Source organism: Acinetobacter chengduensis, from assembly GCF_003664645.1.
Taxonomy (GTDB): Bacteria; Pseudomonadota; Gammaproteobacteria; order Pseudomonadales; family Moraxellaceae; genus Acinetobacter; species Acinetobacter chengduensis.
The window spans coordinates 313,233-335,865 of sequence record NZ_RCHC01000001.1; the positions used below are offsets into that span (position 1 = coordinate 313,233).

At 39.9% G+C, this 22,633-nt stretch carries 18 protein-coding genes; 15 read left to right on the forward strand and 3 right to left on the reverse strand.

The window, feature by feature from the left end:
- Positions 1–109: 109 nt before the first annotated feature.
- From ubiE to D9K81_RS01510, 7 genes are all read left to right on the forward strand, one after another.
- Positions 110–1,054: a bifunctional demethylmenaquinone methyltransferase/2-methoxy-6-polyprenyl-1,4-benzoquinol methylase UbiE gene (ubiE, locus tag D9K81_RS01480; protein WP_120374607.1), complete on the forward strand. Its 945-nt coding sequence runs from the start codon at positions 110–112 to the stop codon at positions 1,052–1,054.
- Between the two features lie 22 nt (positions 1,055–1,076).
- Positions 1,077–1,751, forward strand: coding sequence for a ubiquinone biosynthesis accessory factor UbiJ (locus D9K81_RS01485; protein WP_120374606.1), 675 nt, complete (start codon positions 1,077–1,079; stop codon positions 1,749–1,751).
- Between the two features lie 11 nt (positions 1,752–1,762).
- Positions 1,763–3,382 carry an ABC1 kinase family protein gene (locus tag D9K81_RS01490; protein WP_120374605.1) on the forward strand — a complete coding sequence of 540 codons (1,620 nt, stop codon included), beginning with the start codon at positions 1,763–1,765 and terminating at the stop codon, positions 3,380–3,382.
- A 348-nt stretch (positions 3,383–3,730) separates the two neighbouring features.
- Positions 3,731–5,290 carry a hypothetical protein gene (locus tag D9K81_RS01495; protein WP_120374604.1) on the forward strand — a complete coding sequence of 520 codons (1,560 nt, stop codon included), beginning with the start codon at positions 3,731–3,733 and terminating at the stop codon, positions 5,288–5,290.
- A 70-nt stretch (positions 5,291–5,360) separates the two neighbouring features.
- Positions 5,361–6,464 carry a hypothetical protein gene (locus D9K81_RS01500; RefSeq protein ID WP_120374603.1) on the forward strand — a complete coding sequence of 368 codons (1,104 nt, stop codon included), beginning with the start codon at positions 5,361–5,363 and terminating at the stop codon, positions 6,462–6,464.
- 151 nt (positions 6,465–6,615) lie between these two features.
- Positions 6,616–7,698 (forward strand): patatin-like phospholipase domain-containing protein, encoded by a 1,083-nt coding sequence (locus D9K81_RS01505; protein WP_120374602.1) that lies wholly within the window; start codon positions 6,616–6,618, stop codon positions 7,696–7,698.
- A 60-nt stretch (positions 7,699–7,758) separates the two neighbouring features.
- Positions 7,759–8,076 (forward strand): hypothetical protein, encoded by a 318-nt coding sequence (locus D9K81_RS01510; RefSeq protein ID WP_120374700.1) that lies wholly within the window; start codon positions 7,759–7,761, stop codon positions 8,074–8,076.
- Positions 8,077–8,130: 54 nt separating this feature from the next.
- On the opposite strand, the gene D9K81_RS01515 is transcribed toward D9K81_RS01510, so the two are convergent.
- Positions 8,131–10,485: a Tex family protein gene (locus D9K81_RS01515; protein ID WP_120374601.1), complete on the reverse strand. Its 2,355-nt coding sequence runs from the start codon at positions 10,483–10,485 to the stop codon at positions 8,131–8,133.
- Between the two features lie 334 nt (positions 10,486–10,819).
- Between D9K81_RS01515 and ompR the strand changes: the two genes are divergently transcribed.
- The 3 genes from ompR to D9K81_RS01530 all read left to right on the forward strand — a co-directional run bounded on the left by ompR (position 10,820) and on the right by D9K81_RS01530 (position 15,034).
- Positions 10,820–11,584, forward strand: a complete 765-nt coding sequence (gene ompR / locus D9K81_RS01520; protein WP_120374600.1) for an osmolarity response regulator transcription factor OmpR — start codon at positions 10,820–10,822, stop codon at positions 11,582–11,584.
- 265 nt (positions 11,585–11,849) lie between these two features.
- The gene (locus D9K81_RS01525; RefSeq protein WP_120374599.1) at positions 11,850–13,310 is read left to right on the forward strand and encodes an ATP-binding protein; all 1,461 of its coding nucleotides are present in this window, start codon (positions 11,850–11,852) and stop codon (positions 13,308–13,310) included.
- A 206-nt stretch (positions 13,311–13,516) separates the two neighbouring features.
- On the forward strand, positions 13,517–15,034 hold the full coding sequence (locus tag D9K81_RS01530; protein ID WP_120374598.1) for an acetyl-CoA hydrolase/transferase family protein: 1,518 nt from the start codon (positions 13,517–13,519) through the stop codon (positions 15,032–15,034).
- Between the two features lie 88 nt (positions 15,035–15,122).
- Here the strand turns inward: D9K81_RS01530 and D9K81_RS01535 are convergent, their stop codons facing one another.
- On the reverse strand, positions 15,123–15,512 hold the full coding sequence (locus D9K81_RS01535; protein WP_120374597.1) for a hypothetical protein: 390 nt from the start codon (positions 15,510–15,512) through the stop codon (positions 15,123–15,125).
- Positions 15,513–15,917: 405 nt separating this feature from the next.
- On the opposite strand from D9K81_RS01535, the gene D9K81_RS01540 reads away from it, so the two are divergent.
- From D9K81_RS01540 to D9K81_RS01555, 5 genes are all read left to right on the forward strand, one after another.
- Entirely contained in the window at positions 15,918–16,604 is a 687-nt protein-coding gene (locus D9K81_RS01540; protein WP_120374596.1) for a DsbA family oxidoreductase, read from the forward strand.
- 544 nt (positions 16,605–17,148) lie between these two features.
- The gene (locus D9K81_RS18365) at positions 17,149–17,322 is read left to right on the forward strand and encodes a hypothetical protein (RefSeq protein WP_171406844.1); all 174 of its coding nucleotides are present in this window, start codon (positions 17,149–17,151) and stop codon (positions 17,320–17,322) included.
- Positions 17,323–17,673: 351 nt separating this feature from the next.
- Entirely contained in the window at positions 17,674–17,853 is a 180-nt protein-coding gene (locus tag D9K81_RS01545; protein WP_120364934.1) for a hypothetical protein, read from the forward strand.
- 13 nt (positions 17,854–17,866) lie between these two features.
- Complete coding sequence (locus D9K81_RS01550) at positions 17,867–19,414, forward strand: hypothetical protein (protein ID WP_121523089.1); 1,548 nt, start codon at positions 17,867–17,869, stop codon at positions 19,412–19,414.
- An 89-nt stretch (positions 19,415–19,503) separates the two neighbouring features.
- Positions 19,504–20,619, forward strand: a complete 1,116-nt coding sequence (locus tag D9K81_RS01555) for a hypothetical protein (RefSeq protein WP_120374594.1) — start codon at positions 19,504–19,506, stop codon at positions 20,617–20,619.
- Positions 20,620–20,670: 51 nt separating this feature from the next.
- Here the strand turns inward: D9K81_RS01555 and htpG are convergent, their stop codons facing one another.
- Complete coding sequence (htpG, locus tag D9K81_RS01560) at positions 20,671–22,590, reverse strand: molecular chaperone HtpG (protein WP_120374593.1); 1,920 nt, start codon at positions 22,588–22,590, stop codon at positions 20,671–20,673.
- Positions 22,591–22,633 lie beyond the last annotated feature (43 nt).

Here is a 22,633-nt window from a genome sequence, read left to right on the forward strand (position 1 = left end):
CTGTATATTATTCATAACAATTGCTTGACGATTGCTGTACAACGCCCAAGAATCTGTCATCATGCATGCAATGATGAATTAACCCTATTTTGAAGTTAGGAGTGACTTAATGTCTAATGAAAATCAAAAGCCTGCACAACCTGAAGTTGCAGAACAAAATACAGACAAAGTCAGCCCATTCTTAACCGAAGCTTTGCCACAAGGTGCACCACAAGGCCAACAACAGTCTTTAGAACAACGCCTTACAGATACATCAGCGACTGGTACAGTACCTAAATACAATCTACCTCGCGGTGCCAACACTGGTAATGTTGGTGCAACCACTCACTTCGGCTACCAAACTGTAAGTAGCGAAGACAAAGCACAAAAAGTAGCTGAAGTTTTCCATTCTGTTGCTGCCAAATACGACATTATGAATGACCTCATGTCTTTTGGTATCCACCGCCTATGGAAACGTTTTGCAATTAACATGTCTGGCGTACGCCGTGGCCAACATGTACTTGATATTGCTGGTGGTACAGGTGACTTAGCTAAAGTGTTCAGTCGTGAAGTTGGCCCGACAGGTCACGTGGTACTTTCAGACATCAACGAATCCATGTTGAATGTAGGTCGTGATCGTCTTATTGACGCGGGTTGCACAAACGTTGATTTTGTTTTGGCCAATGCTGAAACTTTAGAGCCTTTTGCTGACAACAGCTTCGATTTATTAACCATTTCTTTTGGTTTACGTAACGTCACCGATAAAGATGCTGCTTTAGCAGCAATGTACCGTGTGTTAAAACCAGGTGGTCGTTTATTGGTATTAGAATTTTCTAAACCTGTATTTGAACCCTTCTCTAAGCTCTACGATCTTTACTCGTTCACGGCACTTCCAATTATGGGTAAAATCATTGCGAATGACTCAGAAAGCTATAAATACTTAGCAGAATCAATTCGTATGCATCCAGACCAACGTACTCTAAAAGGTATGATGGAAAATGCAGGCTTCCAAAACTGTGATTACCATAACCTCACAGGCGGTATTGTTGCAGTACATCGTGGCTTTAAACTTTAATTCAGTTTTTTAAGGTTCCATTATGTGGTCAATTCTCGCACTCGGCGTAGTGGAAAGATTGATTCATCATGTCATTGATCTGGATGCCATTACGCGCATTCAGTTCAACGCCTTGCAAGGAAAAATGCTCCGCGTCGTGATGGATTCGCCTGAACTTTCTGTCGATGTTTTTTTTGATGACGGAAAAATCCGTCTCGAAGCCACCGCAACAGGACACAGTAGTACGCCATCAATCTTTGAACAACGCCCTTTTGATCCACAAAATACTGTGGTCGAAGCAACAGCAACTTTACATGTTGAAAATGCAGTTGCAGCGCTTAAACTGTTAGTTGCTGAAGATGTAGGTACAATCCCTGTACAAGGTGATTATCGCCTCTTACAAGAGATTCAGCGCATTATTCGCCAAGCGGAGCCAGATTTGGCCGCTCACCTTTCGCCGTTGATTGGTCCCGCATTGGCACATGAAATTGCTAAAATTCAATTGGCGCCCAAACACCTTAAACAATCACTCCAAAGCCAACTGTTTTTTGCTGAAGACTTCATCAAAGAGGACTTAAATGCACTTGCACCACGTTGGCAAATGGATGATTTAAACCAAGATACACGCATTTTGAATCAAAACTTGGACCGTGCTGAAGCGAAGATTCAGCAACTCCAAAATCAAATTGATGCATTACACACACCCACTCAACCCTAGGTAAAGCTTATATGATTCCGCATCTGAGACGTTTAATCGACCTTTGGCGCATTGCCGCGCACTATAGACTCGACACGTTATTCCCTGCGGAAGAGCTGCCTGAAAAAGCACGCCATGTGTTGGGTTTGATTCGGATGCATCCTGCAGCATGGTCGAGTCGCGAACGTAAAAACCCACTCAAGCTCAAAATGGCTTTAGAGGAAATGGGTCCCTTGGCCATTAAACTTGGCCAACTTCTGTCTACCCGTCGTGACCTCATTCCACCCGAAGTATTGCAACAACTCGTTTTACTGCAAGACCGCGTCAAACCCTTTGACAATAATGTTGCGAAAATGCGCATTCAGCAGTCACTCAAAGCTGATGTAAATACCTTATTTGCGCGTTTTGATGAGCAACCCTTAGCCGCAGCGTCTATTGCCCAAGTGCATACTGCAGCACTGCATGATGGTCGCGAAGTCGTGGTTAAAGTCACACGCCCAGACATTCGCAATCAGATATTACAAGATTTTGAAATTTTAGACTGGCTCGGTCATTTTTTAGAAAAACGCCTAGAAGCTGCCCGTGCTCTGCACTTGTCTGAAATTATTCAAGACTATCGTCAAATTATTTTAAAAGAATTAGACCTCACCTTAGAAGCTGACAACACCCGTCGTATGCGTCATTACTTTACAGGCTCAAGCATGATGTATGTGCCTGAAGTTTATATGGACAGCAAAGACGTAATGGTGGAAGAACGCATCACAGGTGTACCGATTTCAGATATTGTAACCTTTGAACGCCTCGGCATGGACCGTAAAGATTTGGCAGAAAAAGGTCTGACCATTTTCTTTACCCAAGTTTTTCGTGACAATTTTTTCCATGCAGACATGCATCCTGGTAATGTCTTTGTAGAAACCATTAACCCTGCCAATCCACGCTTTATTGCGCTGGACTGCGCCATTATGGGGGAACTGTCTAAGCATGACCAAATGACGGTAGCACGTATGCTACTGGCTGTCATGAACAGTGACTTTATGCAACTGATTCAAGTGGTGCATCAAGCAGGCTGGATTCCACCAGGTACAGACCAAGATGCGCTAGCACGTGAAATGCGTCGTACGGTTGGGCCGATGGTCTCTAAGCCAATGCATGAATTGGACTTTGCTGGCATCTTAATTGAAGTGATGGATGTGGCTCGTCGCTTCCATTTAGAAATTCCACCTCAATTAATGCTGTTGCTGAAAACCTTAGTCCATGTGGAAGGCTTAGGAACAGATTTATACCCTGAACTTGATATTTGGAGCCTTGCAAAACCCATCTTAACGGATTGGATTAAAGCCCAAATGAATCCACAAAAGAACTTGAAAGAGCTCGGGCAAAAAATTCCTGACTTACTTTTAGGTGCTCAGGATTTACCAACGCTCTTGATTGATAGCCTCAACGGCTTAAAAAACCAATCTGCTTGGAATGCCAAACAATTACATGAAATCCAAACCATACGCTTGCAGATTGAACAGCAACAAAAGCGGAGCTGGATCTTCGGTAGCTTCATTGCCATCTTTCTAGCAATCGCTGTGATTTCACCGTGGTATATCTCCATTCTTCTTATTGCACTGGCAAGCTTATTATCTCTTTGGCGAATTTTTAAATAAATTAAAATGGTATGTTTAGCCTAAAAATTGCTGGACATACCATTTTATGTGATAGCAGTCACATTATTCAATTAATGATATATAAATATATGTATTTGTAATTTAAATATTTTTTATATACATTTTTCACGTTATTTTTATGTACATTTTAAAATATAAAAATCCAATCAAAATAATACATACCAATATTTAAAACAAAATTTTTAAATATTTGCCTATCGAAAAAACATATTAATAAAAACTCATAATTATTTTACCTTTCTCATGATTGTTACTTTTTGTATATTTTTTGTTTTTTTATTTGATATAAGTTACATCACGTAACCCTTCACTTTGAGATTCAAAATAATGAAGCATAAAACATTAAAACTTTCGGTCTTATCAATTGCTTTAACTTCACTATTAACTGCATGTGGCGGTGGGGGTGGAAGTGATGGAGGTAGTACAACCCCTCCTTTCACATCTAAAACAGTTGCAGGACAAGCTGTCGATTTCTATTTAAAAAATGCAACTGTCACTTTAACTGACTGTCTAGATGACAAAAATCTACCTATCGTTGTCAATACAAACGAAAAGGGTGAATTTACATTTGATACCACTGAAAAATGCCAAAGTTCAGCAATGACTGTAACTGGCGGTATTGATATTGCAACTGGATTAAACTTCACTGGTACGCTAAAAATTCAAAAAACTGATCTGCAAAACTTTAGTAGTGCCAAAGTTGTTGTGAGTCCGTTAACCACATTACAAGTATATGCTGGCTCAGCAAACATTGAATCATTGTTAACGAATTTAGGTCTCTCTGCTGAAACACTTGCTAAGCTTAAAGCATCTAATTTTAACCTTGCAGGCTTTGATCCTGTTAAAGATGCAAGTGCTAAAGACATGGCCACTATTTTCGTTATTCAGCAACTTGCTAACCAAATTGAAGATAGCTTACAAAATATTAGCAAATCAGATGGCTCTCCTGCTCTAGATGTTAGCAAAGCAACTGAACTTGCATTTGGCGCATTAGTAAAACAATTATCCGCTGGCAAGTTATTTACTGACGGCACAACAAAATTAGATGCAACAGCTTTACAGAATCTTTTAGATACAGTACAAACTGATGCAACAAAAGCCATCAATGACAATACTATTGTGATTGATAACACTGTTTTAAATCAAATTAGTCATAGTGTAGGCACTGTTGCCGATGCATTAAATACAGTGGTTACAACAGGTGGAAATCTCACAGCTGAAGCACTACAACAAAAACTTCAAAATAATGAAGGCGGTATTCAAGATACCCTTCAAGCTGAGTTACTTACTCCAGTGTATAGTGACTTTAAACTTGCGAACTATGATTTAACTCAGATTAAAGGCTCAGCAACAACGCCTTTAGCAATTGGCTTAAGTCAGTTAACGAGCAACTTAAACATTTCATTTAAAATGAAAAATGCAACAACATCATTACATGACACGATTAAGCTTGCTTTTGCATTACATGGCGTTCGTAACACAACTCAAAAAGATTTAAATGTCACTGTAAACAGTATTCAAGCATCATTTGATAATACAGGTAACTTAGAAAAAGCAATCATTCCAGCTGGTGCGAAAATCACAATTTCGTCTACCATTAATAGCTTGAAGAATACGACTTTCTCTATTGATCAAGATATTAAAGTGAATTCTAGTAATGGCGCTATTTCATTACAAACATTAATCGACAGTAATGCAACGCTGAAGAATTACTACAACCAGTATTATTCTGAATTAGCATCAGGTGATGCAATTAACGTAACAGCATACGTCCTGCCGATTTCTTATGTAATCGATGCTGATTTAAAACTAGCAACAAGCCAAGCTAACTTTAATGGCGAAAACTTTAGTGCGCCATCATTGACTGCATATTTCAAACTTAATTAATTCAAAAACTAAAAAGCCAGTTTTCGAACTGGCTTTTTTCATTGTTTACGTTTTAGAGTGACCCTGAATTATGCATTTTAAACTTCTCATTTCTTGTTCTTGCTTTAGTCTTGCCACGCAGCTTTCTGCTGCACCCAATGATCCTTTTCTGACAACAAAAGACTTTCACCAGAAATCAAAATCTCCTCTTCAGCTCACTCTGGCAGCCGATGCTGTCAATGACACGATTGATTTTTTGGACATGCGTGAAAGCGAAGGTGTTACAGATAAATCAGCAGGTGATTATAAAGGCTTTCATTTAGGCGCCAAGTACGACCTAAATCCACAGTGGAGTATTGAAGGAACTTACTGGCACCGTGAAATTGAATATTCGCAGGACACCAATAAAATTCAAAGTGGATTACTCGGTGTGCGCTATATACCTGATCTCAATTTACACAAGAATGACGCTTTGAGCTTCCGTGCTAGCATTTGGGGAAATACGGCTGACTCAATGAAAAAATCTACACCGACACTGGTGAATGGTCGAACAATTCAGAAAGTGGATGTTCAAGATCCTCAAGATTTCCAATTTCAGCTAGATGCTATTTTTTCACGTAAACTTGATCCAATGAATCAACTCAATGCATTTGCCAGCATTGGTTACAGTAAAGTGGAAATCAGTAATCTTCAAATTCAGGCGATACAGCAAGGTTGCCTGATGAATGTAAATATCAACGGAAATAATCAGTACACGGGAAATTTAGCCCAGCCCTGTAAAAATGGCAACATCACAGTGACTGATCTACAAGTCAGTGGCAATGCCAGCGACTTTGGACTCGATGTCGAACAAGACCTCAACTACGACAGTTATTTTACCAATGTAGGGGCATCTTGGAACTGGCGCTACAAGCAGTTTGAAAGCCAATTGGCTTATCAATACCAGCGCTTATGGCGTAATAAAATTGATGACCGTGTGAGCAATTTTGGTAATAGCCCAATTAAGGACAACCATACGTTAGGTGCAAAATTTAGCTACGACTTTACACCAGAGATTACGGGGTTTGTTCAAGGCGAAATCTATCAGAACAATTTTGTCGGTAATCTACCATTTCTTTATAATGGCGTTACTGCATCACGCCTAGACAAGCGTTATGGTTTAGCTTCTTTAGGTATAAATGTTCGGATGTTCTAAGCGCTAAAGCTATTTATTCTCTATAAAAAATCGCAACTTAATCTGTTGCGATTTTTTAATTTCAAACGGTAAAACATCAGGATCAATACAAGCAATTTGCTTGCTGTTTTGTTATGCTCAAAATGCCACTATTCATATAAAAACCCGATTTATGATCCAAATATTAAAACAGTCTGCACCAGCACTTTCACTTCGGGCTGGTCGTATTGCACGCCAATTAATTGAAAAAGACGGATTAAATGCAGCCCAAGTTGATATGATTCCTGGTGCTGCAGGGGGGCCGAAAGGCATCGGCTTAACGGGGCTCGATCAAGCCATTTTTGGTGATTTTCTGCCTCGTGCCAAACAGCGTCGTTTTTTGATTGGTTCATCGGTTGGGGCATGGCGCTTTGCTGGAATTTTGGCGCAAGGTGAAATCTTGGGACCCGCGCAATTGGCCGAACTTTATATTCATCTGCCTTACCATAAAAAAATGCGCATTGCAGAAATTGAAAAAATTTCCAGAGAAATGCTCCAAGGCATCATTGGTCAACAGACAGAAAAACTGGTCAATCATGCTGACTATCACCTGACGATTATAGCCGCCAAGGCCTCTCATTTATTCCAAAGTGATCAGCGTCTTGCACTATATGGTAGTTTAGCTGGCATTGTGGGAGCGAATGCCATTTCACGTAATCATTTGAGCAAGTTTATGCAGCGTGTGATTTGTCAGCCTGCACATTTCCCACAATTTAAAATGCAAAATGATGCCTTTAAAACCCATTATCTCAACTTTAATGCAAGCAATGTAGCGGATTGGCTCATGGCTTCAGGCTCTATACCTGGTGTGACCCCTGCCGTTAAAAATATTCAAGATGCCCCTCTTGGCGCTTATCGAGATGGTGGTCTGATTGATTATCACCTTGATCTACCTTTTGAGAGTCAAGGTATAGTGCTCTACCCTCATTTTAGTGACAGTATTATTCCAGGCTGGTTTGATAAAATGTTTAAATCACGCCAAGCCAATCCAATCAATCAAGCACGTACACTATTGATTTCACCTTCTCAAGCGTACTTAAATTCATTACCTTTAGGTCGCCTACCCGATCGTAAAGATTTTGTTTTAAAAGGTTTAACCCCCGAGCAACGGATTAAAATGTGGACGCAATCTGTGGCTGAAAGCCAACGCTTAGGCGATGAGTTTTTAGCCTTGATTGAGCGCCAGAATTTTACCGATGTATTACAAGACTTGTAGTTTTGGGCATTCTACAAATTATTTGTATAATCCCATTGATCTAATGATATGTTGAAAATTATGCAGAAGTTTTTGATTGTATTGCAATATGCTTGTTTAGCCTTTGGAATATACTTGATTTACAGTGTAGGCATGCAACTGTATCGCCAAGATTTTGAGCTAATGGAGTTGGTTGCAGATGTCGGTACAATTCTCATCTGTATTGATTTGGCTGTTTTTTTATTTACCAGCAAAGCCAAAAATGGCATCTCAATGGAAGAATATGCGAAGCAACTTGAAACAGCACCGTCTAAACTAGTGTATGTGACTCGTAAGCTTGGACATTTGGGTATTTTGCTCATTATTACCAGTTGGATTGTGCCAATGATTAATGGCTAATCAACAATAAAAAACCTCCCGATTGGGAGGTTTTTTATTGTGCGGTGAAAAAAATTACTTAGAACCTTTTACACCTGCTTGTAATAACAATGCACCTAAACCACCGATCTTTTGCTCTTGTGGCTTCGCTGATTGAGGTTTCTTGCCCTGTGGACGTTCGCCTTGCGGACGTGCATGCTGTGGACGTTTAGCTTGAGGCTTACGTTCACCACGTGGCTGATCATGATCACGGCGTGGCTGACGCGATGCTTTTGCAGGTGCTTCCGAACCTTCTGGACGCATCGATAGATTCACACGATTACGTTCAACATCCACATTCAGTACACGTACTTGTACGATTTGACCCGGTTTCACCACTTTATGTGGATCTGACACGAAGCTATTGGCTAACTCAGAGATGTGTACTAAACCATCTTGATGAACACCAACATCGACAAATGCACCGAAGTTCGTCACATTGGTCACGACACCTTCAAGCTGTAAGCCTTCGGTCAATTGTGCTACTTCAGTGATGTCATCACGGAATTGAGCTGTACGGAATTCTGGACGTGGATCACGGCCTGGTTTTTCCAATTCAGCCAACACGTCTTTAATCGTTGGCAAACCAAATGTGTCATCAGCAAATTCTTCAGCATTCACTTGGCGAATAATTTCAGTATTGCCAATGATATCTTTTACTGTGGTTGCTTTCGCATCGACAATTTTAGCAACCAATGCATAAGATTCTGGGTGAACTGCCGACGCATCGAGTGGCTCTGTACCATCTTGAATACGTAAGAAACCTGCCGCTTGTTCAAAAGTACGCTCACCTAAACGTGGTACTTTCTTCAAGTTTTGACGGTTATCAAAACGGCCATTCTCTTTACGGAAATCTACAATTTGCTGTGCAATTGATTTATTTAAACCCGCGATATAGCCCAAAATTGCAGCAGATGCTGTATTTACGTCTACACCTACAGAGTTAACGCAGTCTTCAACAACAGCTTCCAACGTTTTTGCCAAACCAGTTTGATTCACATCATGCTGATATTGGCCTACACCAATTGATTTTGGATCAATTTTCACTAACTCAGCGAGCGGGTCTTGTAAACGGCGTGCGATTGAAACCGCACCACGAATAGACACGTCTAATTCTGGTAACTCAGCAGAAGCTAACTCTGATGCTGAATATACTGATGCGCCTGCTTCAGATACAGATACACGCGTTAATTTCAGGTCGCTATTGGCAGCCATCATTTCTGCTACAACCGCTTCTGTTTCACGGCTTGCAGTGCCATTACCAATCGCAATCAGATCAACATTAAACTCACGGCATAAACGCGCAAGTTCAGCGATTGAACCCGCTTTATCGTCTTTAGGTGCAAATGGGTAAATCGTGCTGTGTGCAAGTACATCACCAGATGCATTTACCACTGCTAGTTTTACGCCAGTACGGATGCCAGGATCAACGCCCAGTGTTGTACGCGCGCCTGCTGGAGCAGACAACAACAAGTGACGTAGGTTTTCAGCGAATACGTTCATTGCTTCAGCTTCAGCAGCCAAACGTTTTTCAGTCAACAATGAATGTTCGATAGCAGGACGTACCTTGCCTAACCAAAACAATTTTGCTGTTTGCTTTAAATAGTCCTGACGGCTTTGTGGCTGAATCGTCTCTAAATAATATTCAGTTTCAATACGTGCTAATGGTGTTGTATCTTCACCATCTACTTTCAAGCCCAAGACATTTTCTTGACGGCCACGAAGCATTGCAAGTAAGCGATGTGATGGAACTTTGTTCAGATTTTCTGAAAAGTCAAAGTAGTCGCGGAACTTTTTGCCCACTTCTTTTTTCTCATCACTTGCCACAAGGCTTTTCAGCACTGCAGTTTTTGCAAATGTCTCTTTAAGCGTCGTGGTTAAAGCAATATTTTGTGCCCAGTCATCAATTAAAATATGCTGAATGGCATCTAATTGACTTTCGGTATCTGGATAATCTTCATGACTAAATCCGTTGAGCGCTTCCACTGGATCAATTGCATCTGTGAAAATTTTCTCTGCAATTGGACCTAAACCAGCTTCTTTCGCTTTAAAAGATTTACTCGTACGCTTAGGGCGGTACGGTGCATAAATTTCTTCCAATGCATTTTTGGTTTCGGCTGCAATAACGCGTGCCAATAAGTCTTCTGATAATTTGTCTTGTTCTTTCAGTGATTCAATGACTTTTTCACGGCGCTCATATAAATCACGCAAGTACGCGAGACGCGTATCGAGCTGGCGTAACTGCGTATCGTCTAAGCCTTGCGTTACTTCTTTACGGTAACGTGCAATAAATGGAACACTGGCACCTTCGTCGATAAGCTTGATGGCAGCTTCAACTTGATTTGGACGTACGGCAAGTTCTTTTGCCAACTGCTGAACTAAGTCAGTCATCGTGTATGATTCCACAAGGATAAGTACTAAAAGCCATGATTATAAAGACCAAGTGCATAAAATCCACAATTGTTTTTAATAATTTACACAGCGATTTTGCAACCGATTCACTGCAAATTCATAAAATGTGCTTAAAGTCCTCTATAAACATTGTTTTAACAAAGATCGACTCAACATACTTTTCGCCAATCCCTGTATATATTTAGTATCTATGTCTTGATTTTAACTGCAATATTTGTTGCTTTAGAACATAGTAAATAGATATGAATGAATCGTATACTCAAGGCATACCCACTTTTGTTTACGATGACAATAAAGAATAAAGGAGCACATCATGAGTTTAGTTGTACCTGCTGACAAAACAGATGCCGTACAAACCGAAACTGACCGCGTTGAACGCATCCTCGTTGTCGATGATGATGTGCGTTTACGTACGCTTTTGCAGCGCTTTTTGGAAGATAAAGGCTTTGTTGTAAAAACTGCACACGACGCAACTCAAATGGATCGACTTTTACAGCGCGAACTGTTCTCTTTAATTGTGTTGGACTTCATGCTTCCTGTTGAAGATGGCTTAAGTATTTGCCGTCGCTTACGCCAATCTAGTATTGATACGCCTATTATTATGCTCACAGCACGTGGCAGTGACTCAGATCGTATTGCGGGATTAGAAGCGGGTGCAGATGACTACCTTCCAAAACCATTTAATCCAAATGAGCTTTTAGCCCGTATTCGTGCTGTATTGCGTCGCCAAGTACGCGAAGTTCCAGGTGCGCCAAGCCAACAAATGGAAGTCGTTTCATTTGGCCCATGGTCACTCGATCTTTCAACACGTACCCTCACACGTGAAGGCCAAGTGGTAACGCTCACCACGGGTGAATTTGCCGTATTAAAAGCATTGGTACAGCATCCACGTGAACCATTAACTCGTGATAAATTAATGAATTTAGCACGTGGGCGTGAATGGGGTGCAATGGAGCGTTCTATTGATGTTCAGGTATCACGCCTTCGCCGTTTAGTGGAAGAAAACCCTGCCCGCGCACGCTACATTCAAACTGTTTGGGGCGTTGGCTATGTATTTGTTCCAGATGGTGCTGAATAAATCTATACGATAAACTGCATTTGATAGATTAATGTTATCAAATGTCTGGAAATGCCATTCACTGCTGTTTGACCCACTTACACTTGAATTTATAATAGTAAGTGTGTGAATTCAGTGAATGGCGAAAGTTTACTTACGTAACAGTGTTACTCATTTTCTAAAAAAGTCACACAACCAACTCCTCCCAATGAATATTCGAGCAGTAAGATTCCATCACAAAGAATAAAAACTGCATTTTCAAAAGAATCGCTTAAAGGATTTCTGCGTGAAACTCGAACCCATCGACCCACAAGAATTTACCGATTACGCAGCCTATCAAGAACAAAAACGCACTCGCGGGGAGCGTTTCTTAGACAAAATCAAACCACGTTCTGCTGCCATGCGAACCACGGTCTTGGTGCTGTTTATCGTATTTTTCAGCTTATTTATGTCACTGTGGTTCTTTTGGCGCACTTTGTATTTACCAGAAATTCAGCAACACGCCCGCTATCTCGCCGTTGAGTTAGAAATTATTAACAATCCTGACCTACGTATTTTTCACAATAACGCAGAAGTGGATGTAGACACTTGGCTTAAAAATCGAGTGGGAATCGAATACATTACCGATAAAAAAGAATTCCCCAACGTTAAAGACAAAGTGATCGCAGAATTCTTTACCAACCAAATCGAACGAAAGTTGGCGAAGGAAATGCATATTGACAATGCTACGGTGTATTTTCAGTTTAAACCTGATCCAAGAATTTGGATTCAAACGCCTGAAATGAATGGCAATTGGGTTCGTGAACCGCTCAAAACCTACGCCAACTATAGTCCTGAGCTTATTTTGGGTTGGCTCCTGGGTATTCCCCTGATTGCTGCAATCATTATTTTAACCTTGGTACGTCAGCTCAACCGCCCACTGGCACGTCTACAGCATGCAGCCAATAGTTATAGTAAAACGGGAAGCGCGCCTTACTTAGAAACCAATCATGGGCCACAGGAAATCCGTGAGGTGAACCAAGCCTTTAACCACATGATTTACACCTTAGATCAAACCGAACGTGACCGTCGCATTATGTTGGCAGGTATTTCCCATGATCTACGCACCCCTCTCACACGCATTCGCCTGAGTGCGGAAATGATGCCAGATGATGACTTTTTAAAAGAAGGTTTAATTTATGATGTAGAAGATATGGACGCAATTTTAAATCAATTCATCTCGTATATGCGTGATGGTTCGGATGAAGAACCACAAGACACAGACATTAATATGCTCTTACAAGAATTGGTCATTCAATTTAAGCCACTCGATATTCGTTTTGAAGCACAAGATTTGCCTGTGATCCAAGCGCGTAGTCTGTCGCTCAAACGCCTTATTGGTAATTTAATTAATAATTCAAAACGCTATGGTGCTGAGCCTATTGAGCTAGCAACCAAATACGAAGGTGATCATATCCTGATTAGTGTTGCTGACCATGGCGAAGGAATTCCTGACGATCAAATTGAAGACCTCATGCAACCATTTGTACGGGGTAATGATGCGCGGACTATTCAAGGCAGTGGCTTAGGGCTAGCGATTGTGAAACGGATTGTGGATATTCATTCAGGACAACTTTCAATTCATAATCGACCTGAAGGTGGGCTTGAAGCAATCATTTCATTACCCCTCAAAAAATTGGAAAATGATGAAATTTTAAACATCAGTCCATTGGGAAAAATTAAACAAAGTTTTACTGAACGCTTTTAACAAGCGTTCAAAAATACAACAAACAGTTTTGTATATAGCTTAAGCAGTGGTTTTTTTAACATTTAAAATCATATAGATAAAAATCATCAATTTTTCTTATACCCGCATTTTCTCAAAAAATTAGACCTTAGCCTAACAGGCATGCAAAATGGCTTTTTTGATCGGTACAATCCGTATCAGTTTTGAGATTTTAATGAGAGTAAAAGATGTCTTTAGATCGCATCCGTTTAGCGTCACTTCACGATAAAGTCATCAGCGCGGCACAAGCTGCTGAGTTTATTAAAGATGGCATGACTGTAGGTATGAGTGGCTTTACCCGCGCTGGTGAAGCAAAAGCAGTGCCTTTGGCCTTGGTGGAACAAGCGCATGCGAACCCGTTAAAAATTACTTTAATTACGGGTGCATCTCTAGGCAATGACTTAGACAAAAAATTAACAGAAGCTGGTGTTTTAGCTCGTCGTTTACCCTTCCAAGTCGACAATACATTACGCAAAGCGATCAACAAAGGCGAAGTAATGTTCATCGATCAGCATTTGTCTGAAACTGTTGAACAAATGCGTAACCTTCAATTGAAAAAGCCAGATGTGGCAATTATTGAAGCTGTAGCTATTACTGAAGACGGTGGCATTATTCCAACAACGTCTGTAGGTAACTCTGCAAGCTTTGCAATTTTTGCAGAAAAAGTAATTGTTGAAATCAACACCAACTTAAGCCCAGCTTTTGAAGGTCTACACGACATTTACATCCCAACATATCGCCCAACACGTCAACCTATCCCGTTAACGCATGTTGAAGAACGTATTGGTACACATGCAATTAATATCGATCCTTCAAAAATCGTAGGTATCGTATTTAACAACGAATTACATGACTCTCCATCAACTGTGACTGCACCAGATGATGAAACTCAAGGTATTGCAAACCACCTAATCGCTTTCTTTGAAAAAGAAGTGGCTGCTGAACGTCTACCGAAAAGCTTAGGCCCTCTTCAAGCAGGTATTGGTTCAATTGCCAATGCAGTATTGACAGGTCTTAAAGATTCAAACTTCGAAGACCTGATCATGTACTCTGAAGTTCTTCAGGACTGTACATTTGAATTAATCGATGCAGGCAAAATGAAATTTGCTTCAGGTTCTTCAATTACACTTTCTGCAAAATACGGCGAAAAAGTATTTAACAACCTTGAAGCGTACAAAGACAAGTTAGTACTTCGTCCACAAGAAATTTCAAACCATCCTGAACTTGTACGTCGTTTAGGTATCATCGGGATCAATACTGCACTTGAGTTCGATATTTACGGCAACGTAAACTCAACTCACGTATGTGGTAGCAAAATGATGAACGGTATTGGTGGTTCAGGTGACTTTGCACGTAATGCTCATATTGCTATTTTCGTAACTAAATCAATTGCGAAAGGCGGTGACATTTCATCTGTTGTACCAATGGCTTCTCACGTTGACCACACAGGCCACGACGTAGACGTATTGGTCACTGAACAAGGCTTAGCAGACTTACGTGGTTTAGCACCTCGTGAACGTGCTCGTGCGATCATTGATAACTGTGTACACCCAATGTACCGCGATGCATTGAATGATTACTTCGCTCGTGCATGTGAAAAAGGCGGTCAAACGCCTCATCTTCTTCGTGAAGCGCTTTCTTGGCACTCAAACTTTGAAGAACAAGGTCGTATGTTAGTTAATGCGACAGAAGCTAAATCAGCTTAAGCACGTCTAGCATGTAAAAAAAGCACCCTTTAAGGGTGCTTTTTTATGTATATTTAATTGCTAATCTAAATTGTATGAATAGATGTCCTTAATACAACTTAATTTCACTGGCAAACTGATTACTGATATTTTTTAAACCGTCAAAGTTCATATCACATTCTATCGTTCCAACTGAAACTACATTGCGTTGTACAGACAACCAGAGCTCCCCTTTGTCATTCACTTTAAATAGCTGACCGAAGGTTGGGACTTCTGCCTGTGTGGCTGATCCAGGTGCAAAAAACTGCTGAATCTGATGCCGTATAACATCCAAATTCAATCCATAAGGATCTTCACCCACTACATGACTTATCCCCTGCCCAATCACCAAACTTAATGCATCATTATCTAATGACATCATGGTAGGCGATGAATAAGCAGCCATAGATTCAAATGACAAACCAATAACCAACCCAATAAAAATAGATCGTTTAACCATAGTGATTCCTTCATATCGTCAAATTAGCACCCAAAGCCTAATGATCAAGGGCGGTAAGCTTTATATATTCAGTGCTTAAACTACTGCACAACCTAACAGAAAAATTAATTAGCAAAGCTAAAAAAGAAAATTTAAGCTCTGGGGAAGAGGTCATTTTCATTTTAATTAATGCCTTATTTTTAGCATAAAAATTAATCGCTTATGTAATAGTTTCAGATGAAGTGTTATCATGAATTCTCTTTTTCGAATTTTTTTAATTAAGTTTATCTATAAATTAAGTGGATATTTCTTATTTTTAAAACATCCAAAGTGTTGCTACATTTTTTTATTTTCTACATCTTAAATATGCTTTAAATTTTCAAGCGTGCCCCAATCATTTATTAAAACGATTGATTGAGAAAAATTATGCGCGTTGATATTTGGTCAGATGTGGTTTGTCCGTTTTGCTATATTGGAAAAAAACGTTTAGAAAGTGCCGCTGAAGAAGCAGGTGTCGAGCTAGAAATACATTGGCATAGCTTTCAACTTGACCCAGAAGCACCAACACGCCAAACAATTTCTAACTCTGAACGCCTTGCACAAAAATATGGTCGCACAGTTGCTGAAGTTGAGGACATGCAACGTAATATTGCCAGCATGGCCAAAGAAGAAGGTATTGAATTTAATTGGGAAATTGCAAACTCAGGCAATACCTTTAATGCCCATCGCCTCATCCATTTAGCTCAAAGTAAAGGGCTAGGCAATGAAGCGAAGGAAGCTTTATTTTATAGCTATATGACTCAAGGCCTTGCTATTGGTGAACGTGAAACATTGGAAGACGTGGCTGCACGTATTGGCTTAAACCCTGTTGAAGTGGATGACTTGCTTGATTCAGATGAATTTGCTGATTTTGTGAAGTTTGATGAAGAAATTGCACGTGAACAACTCAAAGTTACAGGTGTGCCATTCTTTGTATTTGATGAACGCATTGCCTTAGCTGGCGCCCAACCCAAAGAAGTCTTTATGCAAGTATTAGATAAAGCCACTGCTCCACCCGAAGCAAAAACAGCAAATCAATGTGATGACGACCAGTGTGAAATCCCTGAAAACTAAGTTCGTTTTCATGTGAACTCAAATTTGAAAAAAATTCCCTCTACGTAGGGAATTTTTTTGCTTTTAGCACTAAGAATTTCTGATTTATACACTCAGCCGTACTTGAGCTGTTACATACTAACGAGCCAACAGTTCAACCCTATTTTCAGCGACCCTATTTGACTTCATCACCAGATCATCATCCCCCCAACTCAGAATATCGAAATATAAACCCTCAATGTAACTATTTTTTAGCGTCATCACTCATGAGTGAATAGTTGAATATCATGTATGAATAGCGAGAATTGATTGACTATAGATGCTGTATTTTTCATCAATAAATTAAACCGTTAACTTTAAAACCATCCTGTAAAATACACGCCAAAGTTATAGAGCAATAACTCTAACATGATGTTTTATATAAAATATTTATGTTGCCGTTTATCTTGTGTTGCCGAAACGATCATTTTTAAATATGCCACTTTTGCTATTATTTTTATGTTTTTAAGATTTACCTTTTCTCCTTACTCAACATGGTTGAGTACTTGATTGTTAGGATACTGTGATGAACGCACTTCAATCTATTTTGGCTGTTTCTGTTTTAGCTCTTTCTTCTGCTGTATCTGCTCAAATTGTATATGTACCTGACTTCCCAGTTAAAAAAGCAGTACAAACTGAAACTGCAACAGAAATTCAAGCACCGGCAACGGCTTCAACAGAAACACAAAAAGCGGCTTAATCTATTTAACTAGATTTTTCCATTAAAAAGCCAAGCATCCTTTTCAGTGCTTGGCTTTTTTATTTGGTCGGTCTCCATAAAAAATATATCCAAGCGCCAGATCTTACTCATCAATGGCCAATTGTTGAGTTTCAATCACAGCAAAATATGACCATATTTGTCATCCAAACAATTCCCCCAAGATGACAATTTTTTACCCTAAATGACTAAAATTTCACTTTTTCATTAAAAAATGATCAATATTTTTAAAAATTCATGCAAAGAAATGCGGATTGTAGTTCCTGTTTCTATTTACCTCACTCTATAATCAAAACTTCTTTTTTATAAATGTCTTGTCCATCAGGCGGCGTTATGCAAGAACTACAAGCATTGATACAAGGTAAAATTTCTCCATTTGCCATTAAGATCGATCATTTAATTGAAATGGCAGAAAAGTACCCCGAACCAAATTCATCCGAATATAAATTAGTGGAACTTGCCACCAATATTGTGCTGAGTGCTTATCTAGAAAAAACGCAAAAATATTTTTAAGGGCATCTAAGGTATGAATGTATTAGAAAAAGCACAACTCCTTAAAGAACTCCATGATTTACTCAATCATTTAGAAAATCGTAGCCTTAATTTTTTTGAAATCGCAAAATCAAAAGATCGAATTAAACAAATTTTTAAGCTATGCGATGAGCCAATTTTTCATAAGCAACAAGCGGAATTTAAACTTCGCTCACAACCAAAAGCATCAGCCATTGAGTTTGCACAGCAGAGCGCTTATGGCTTAAGTTTTGTGGGTTATTTTGATCAAGAAGCCTTGCTATTAGAGCAATTCAACTCGCAACATCAATTGGGTTGGGGGCTTTTACACCATAACAATGCGGGCTGGAAAGTCATTGTATATACTCCACAATTAACACAGCCATGGCAAAGCGCTTGGGGAACACTTGACCAAAGCTTTGCCGAAATGCAGACTCATCATGCTGAACATGGTTTATTGGCCGATGAAGATTTATTACATACCCAGCAAACGTTCGTAGAGAGCGTAGAAATTCCTGCCGAGCCAATCGTAAAGGCAAACTCTCCATATTGTTTTGATGAAGTCACTGTGACTGAAGAAACTCGCTTAGATGAAGCTGAGCTAGCGTTAAGTCACGAGCATACGACAGCAGAAGCAGAAGCAGAAGCAGAAGCAGAAGCAGAAGCAGAAGCAGAAGCAGAAGCAGAAGCAGAAGCAGAAGCAATAAATATGCAAACTGAAGTGCTAAATCAAACAGAATTTAGTTCAAGTACACCATTAATCCCCGACCCAATCATCCAGCGAACACCTACACTGACAGAAGAACTCTTCTCCACACCAGTTGTTGAAGACATCCCTATACATGAATTTGTTGCACCCGAGCACATTGCGCTCTTTAAGCTCAAGGCACAAGTACAGGTCGTGTCGCCAAAAGCGAGCATTGACGATACCTTATTGCGCCTAAATATCGAAGCAATGCCAGAGCTCGATCAACATGTGACAATGATCATGCATGCCGATGCCTTAGATACATGGCAAAATATGCCTGCAACCTTGGCTGAACAAATCGATAGCGACCATAAATTTATTAAGTATATTTTGCTCTTTGGCGCACATGATCATAGCGCTGCCATGCGCTTATTAAATCAATATTGTCGCGATGCTCATTTGCATATCGCAGCCATTAAAGAGCTGAGCCTCAATAGCTTAGGCATGGACTTTACCGATGCCAATTTGCTATTCCTTGCATACCAGCAACGGGCTCATTTTTTGTGGTCAATGGATCATTATTATCCGTACATTCCATCACATTTGGTGCATACTCAAAAATTCATTTTATTTGAAGAAGCACCTGCAACCCGTCAAACCCCGATTTTATTGCTCTTAGAACGCAACAAAACCCGTGTAATTCATGGTGAAAATCGAATGGCCTTTGATGGTTCAGAGCTGGCTTATCCATATCTGTTGCTCAGTCGCCAGCAGGACATTACATGGCAACGCATTCACAATATAATCTTAGAGATGCCTCAGCCTATTGATGTTTTGACCTTGTATGACGCACTCAAGCAAACGGAAATTGAATAATTGCTGTCTTTTTGTATATTGCCTTGTTTTAAGTCAGCTTTTTCACCACACTAAAGGCATGATAATTAAGTACAAGGGATAAAATTTGGATGAGAACAATAAAAAAACCTTTTGCTTATAGCGTATTTATTTTCAGTGCTGGTTTGAGCTGTGTTACAAGTTTTGCAGCAGACACGACCAGCCAAGCTGTTGCAAACACGACACAGACAAATAGCACTGAACAGGGCTTGTTGTATCAAATTCCACGCTTAATTGATGCGACTCCTACGCTGTTTCCTGAGCAATCTGAAGAGAGTACTGTACCCGCCACGTCAGAAACTGAAAATTCAACATGGCCTGATCGGCAACAAAAAAACATTCGTGAATGGGCCGATCGGACAGCGCATAAAATTGATAATTGGTTTGGCGATACCGATCCTAACCGTCCAGCTTCTGCAACACTTCGGGTGATTTTAGACAACACCTGGAATAAGCATGATGGTTATGAATTGAACCCCCGAATTCGAGGTAAAATTAAACTTCCAACCCTAGAAAATAAAGTGAGTGTTGTTTTTGGTGATGATAGCTTAGACAATGAATTGGCTAACAATGTAGCCATTACCAATGAAAACCCAGCCAGCCCCAAAGACAAGAATATTAATAACAAAAAGACCCGTGAAGATAATGGCTCTATCGCACTACGCTGGTCTGAGTTCTCTAAAAAACTCCCTTTTGAAACTGATTTTGATCTTGGTATACGCTCAGGAAGTGATATTTATGCACGCCTAAAGGCTTCTAAAGATTGGCAATTAGACAATGATTTTGGTTTCCATGCAGAGCAAATTTATCGATATGGTATCGACAGTAAAAATTATCTACGTACCAATTTTGAGTTAACTCAAAGTAAACCTAACCATCCTATTTTATCTAATCAGCTGAGCCTCACTTATGCTGATGCACAAGATGACGATTTAAGTTGGGATAATTTTAGTTTCCGTCAACACCAGTTCTTTAAAGGCAATAGCTTTAGCTACGGGCTTTATACCGGTGGTTATTATAATGACAGTGATTTACGCCTCAATAGCTATGGACCATTTGTATCATGGCGACAACCAGTATTACGCGAATGGTTTTTTGTGCAAGGTGATTTAAATTATTTAAATGATCATCGTGAAAATCGCAGTCATTTTATAGGTGCATTAGTACGCTTAGAAGCGCTTTTCTAAATCTATATACGTTAAATTTAGCCTCCCGAAGGAGGCTAAATAGTGGGTATCTTATTTCAATAACAGACTATTAATCCGTTTAAGGTATTCAGCTGGGTTTTCAGGTAAACCACCCTCAGCAATCACGGCCTGATCAAAAATAACATTGGCCAAGTCATCAAATTGATTCGATGTCTCCAACTTTTTCACCAATGGATGCTCAGGGTTAATTTCCAAAATAGGCTTGCTGTCTGGCACCTCTTGACCTGCTTGCTTTAACATGCGAATTAACTGTGGCGATAACTCACCATCACCAGTAACCAAACATGCTGGAGAATCCACCAAACGTGTTGTTACACGCACTTCTTTAGTTTTCTCTTTCAGTGAGCCAGATAGTTTTTCAATGACTGGCTTAAATTGCTCAGCTGCTTGCTCGAGTGCTTGCTTCTCTTCAGCATCTTGTAAATCGCCTAGGTCCACTGCACCTTTGGCAATATTTTGCATTGGTAAACCATCAAACTCGTTGACGAACTCCATCGCCCACTCATCCACACGCTCAGACATTAACAACACTTCAATGTCTTTTTTCTTGAATAACTCCAATTGTGGTGAATTTTTGGCTGCTAATAAGCTATCCGCCGTCACATAATAAATGGCTTTTTGGCCTGCTTGCATACGTGCTTTATAGTCAGCCAATGATGTATTTACCTCATCATGGTTTGAGGTCGCAAAGCGTAATAATTTTAAAATACGTTCACGGTTGCCAAAGTCTTCACCTAAGCCTTCTTTAAGCACTGAACCAAACTCGGTATAGAAGGTTTTAAATTTCTCTTGATCTTGAACATCTTCAGACTTCGCTAAGCCATCCAATACTGTCAAAATACGGCGGGTATTGCCTTCTCGGATGGTTTTCACATCACGGCTTTCTTGTAAGAGTTCACGACTTACATTGAGTGGTAAATCTGCACTGTCCACCACACCTTGCACAAAGCGTAAATAGTTTGGAATCAGGCTATCTGCTTCATCCAAAATAAATACACGCTTCACATACAGCTTAATACCAGCTTTTGCTTCACGTGTGAAAATATTACTGGCTGCCTTACTTGGGATATACAACAACTGGGTATATTCCGTATTACCCTCTACACGGTTATGCGCCCAAGCCAGCGGTGCTTCATAATCATGGCTTAGATTTTTATAAAATTCTGTATATTGCTCATCTGTAATTTCATTTTTATTACGCGTCCACAAAGCACTGGCAGAGTTAATCGCTTCCCACTCATCTGTTTTTACATATTGACCGCCAGCGGGAGCTTCACCTTCAGCTGATTCTTCTTCCTGCCAAACCTCTTTTTGCATTTCAATCGGTAAGCTAATGTGGTCAGAATACTTATTAATAATCTGCTTTACTTTATAAGATTCTAAATACTCCAGCGCATCATCACGCAAGTGCAAAATAATGTCTGTTCCACGTGAATCCTTGCGGATTTGCTCAACCTCAAAATCGCCTGTACCCCCGCTAATCCAGCGTACAGCTTCATTCGCATCTTCACCTGCACGGCGCGATTCAACCGTAATTTTTTCTGCAACAATAAAACCAGAATAAAAACCAACACCAAATTGACCAATCAATTGTGCATCTGACTTTTGGTCACCTGTAAGTTTAGACATAAAGTCTTTAGTGCCCGATTTAGCAATCGTCCCTAAATTATCAATGGCTTCTTGCTGGCTTAGACCAATACCATTATCTGAAATAGTGATGGTTTTATTGTCTTTATCTAAGCTGACACGAACATGCAAATCAGGGTCATTTTCATAATATTCTGGATGATTAATACCTTCAAAACGTAATTTATCGCATGCATCAGACGCATTTGAAATTAATTCGCGAAGGAAAATTTCTGGATTTGAATACAATGAATGAGTCACAAGATGCAGTAGTTGGGCTACTTCTGCTTGAAAACTATGCTTTTGGGTATTTTGTTCGCTCATTGCTTACTCCTCATATTTATGAACAATTTTTATTAACTGTGTA

Excerpts from the sequence above, each read along its gene's own strand:
- ubiE (WP_120374607.1), top strand. The coding sequence starts at position 110 with ATGTCTAATGAAAATCAAAAGCCTGCACAACCTGAAGTTGCAGAACAA.
- D9K81_RS01485 (WP_120374606.1), top strand. The coding sequence starts at position 1,077 with ATGTGGTCAATTCTCGCACTCGGCGTAGTGGAAAGATTGATTCATCAT.
- D9K81_RS01490 (WP_120374605.1), top strand. The coding sequence starts at position 1,763 with ATGATTCCGCATCTGAGACGTTTAATCGACCTTTGGCGCATTGCCGCG.
- D9K81_RS01495 (WP_120374604.1), top strand. The coding sequence starts at position 3,731 with ATGAAGCATAAAACATTAAAACTTTCGGTCTTATCAATTGCTTTAACT.
- D9K81_RS01500 (WP_120374603.1), top strand. The coding sequence starts at position 5,361 with ATGCATTTTAAACTTCTCATTTCTTGTTCTTGCTTTAGTCTTGCCACG.
- D9K81_RS01505 (WP_120374602.1), top strand. The coding sequence starts at position 6,616 with ATGATCCAAATATTAAAACAGTCTGCACCAGCACTTTCACTTCGGGCT.
- D9K81_RS01510 (WP_120374700.1), top strand. The coding sequence starts at position 7,759 with ATGCAGAAGTTTTTGATTGTATTGCAATATGCTTGTTTAGCCTTTGGA.
- D9K81_RS01515 (WP_120374601.1), bottom strand. The coding sequence starts at position 10,485 with ATGACTGACTTAGTTCAGCAGTTGGCAAAAGAACTTGCCGTACGTCCA.
- ompR (WP_120374600.1), top strand. The coding sequence starts at position 10,820 with ATGAGTTTAGTTGTACCTGCTGACAAAACAGATGCCGTACAAACCGAA.
- D9K81_RS01530 (WP_120374598.1), top strand. The coding sequence starts at position 13,517 with ATGTCTTTAGATCGCATCCGTTTAGCGTCACTTCACGATAAAGTCATC.
- D9K81_RS01535 (WP_120374597.1), bottom strand. The coding sequence starts at position 15,512 with ATGGTTAAACGATCTATTTTTATTGGGTTGGTTATTGGTTTGTCATTT.
- D9K81_RS01540 (WP_120374596.1), top strand. The coding sequence starts at position 15,918 with ATGCGCGTTGATATTTGGTCAGATGTGGTTTGTCCGTTTTGCTATATT.
- D9K81_RS18365 (WP_171406844.1), top strand. The coding sequence starts at position 17,149 with ATGAACGCACTTCAATCTATTTTGGCTGTTTCTGTTTTAGCTCTTTCT.
- D9K81_RS01545 (WP_120364934.1), top strand. The coding sequence starts at position 17,674 with ATGCAAGAACTACAAGCATTGATACAAGGTAAAATTTCTCCATTTGCC.
- D9K81_RS01550 (WP_121523089.1), top strand. The coding sequence starts at position 17,867 with ATGAATGTATTAGAAAAAGCACAACTCCTTAAAGAACTCCATGATTTA.
- D9K81_RS01555 (WP_120374594.1), top strand. The coding sequence starts at position 19,504 with ATGAGAACAATAAAAAAACCTTTTGCTTATAGCGTATTTATTTTCAGT.
- htpG (WP_120374593.1), bottom strand. The coding sequence starts at position 22,590 with ATGAGCGAACAAAATACCCAAAAGCATAGTTTTCAAGCAGAAGTAGCC.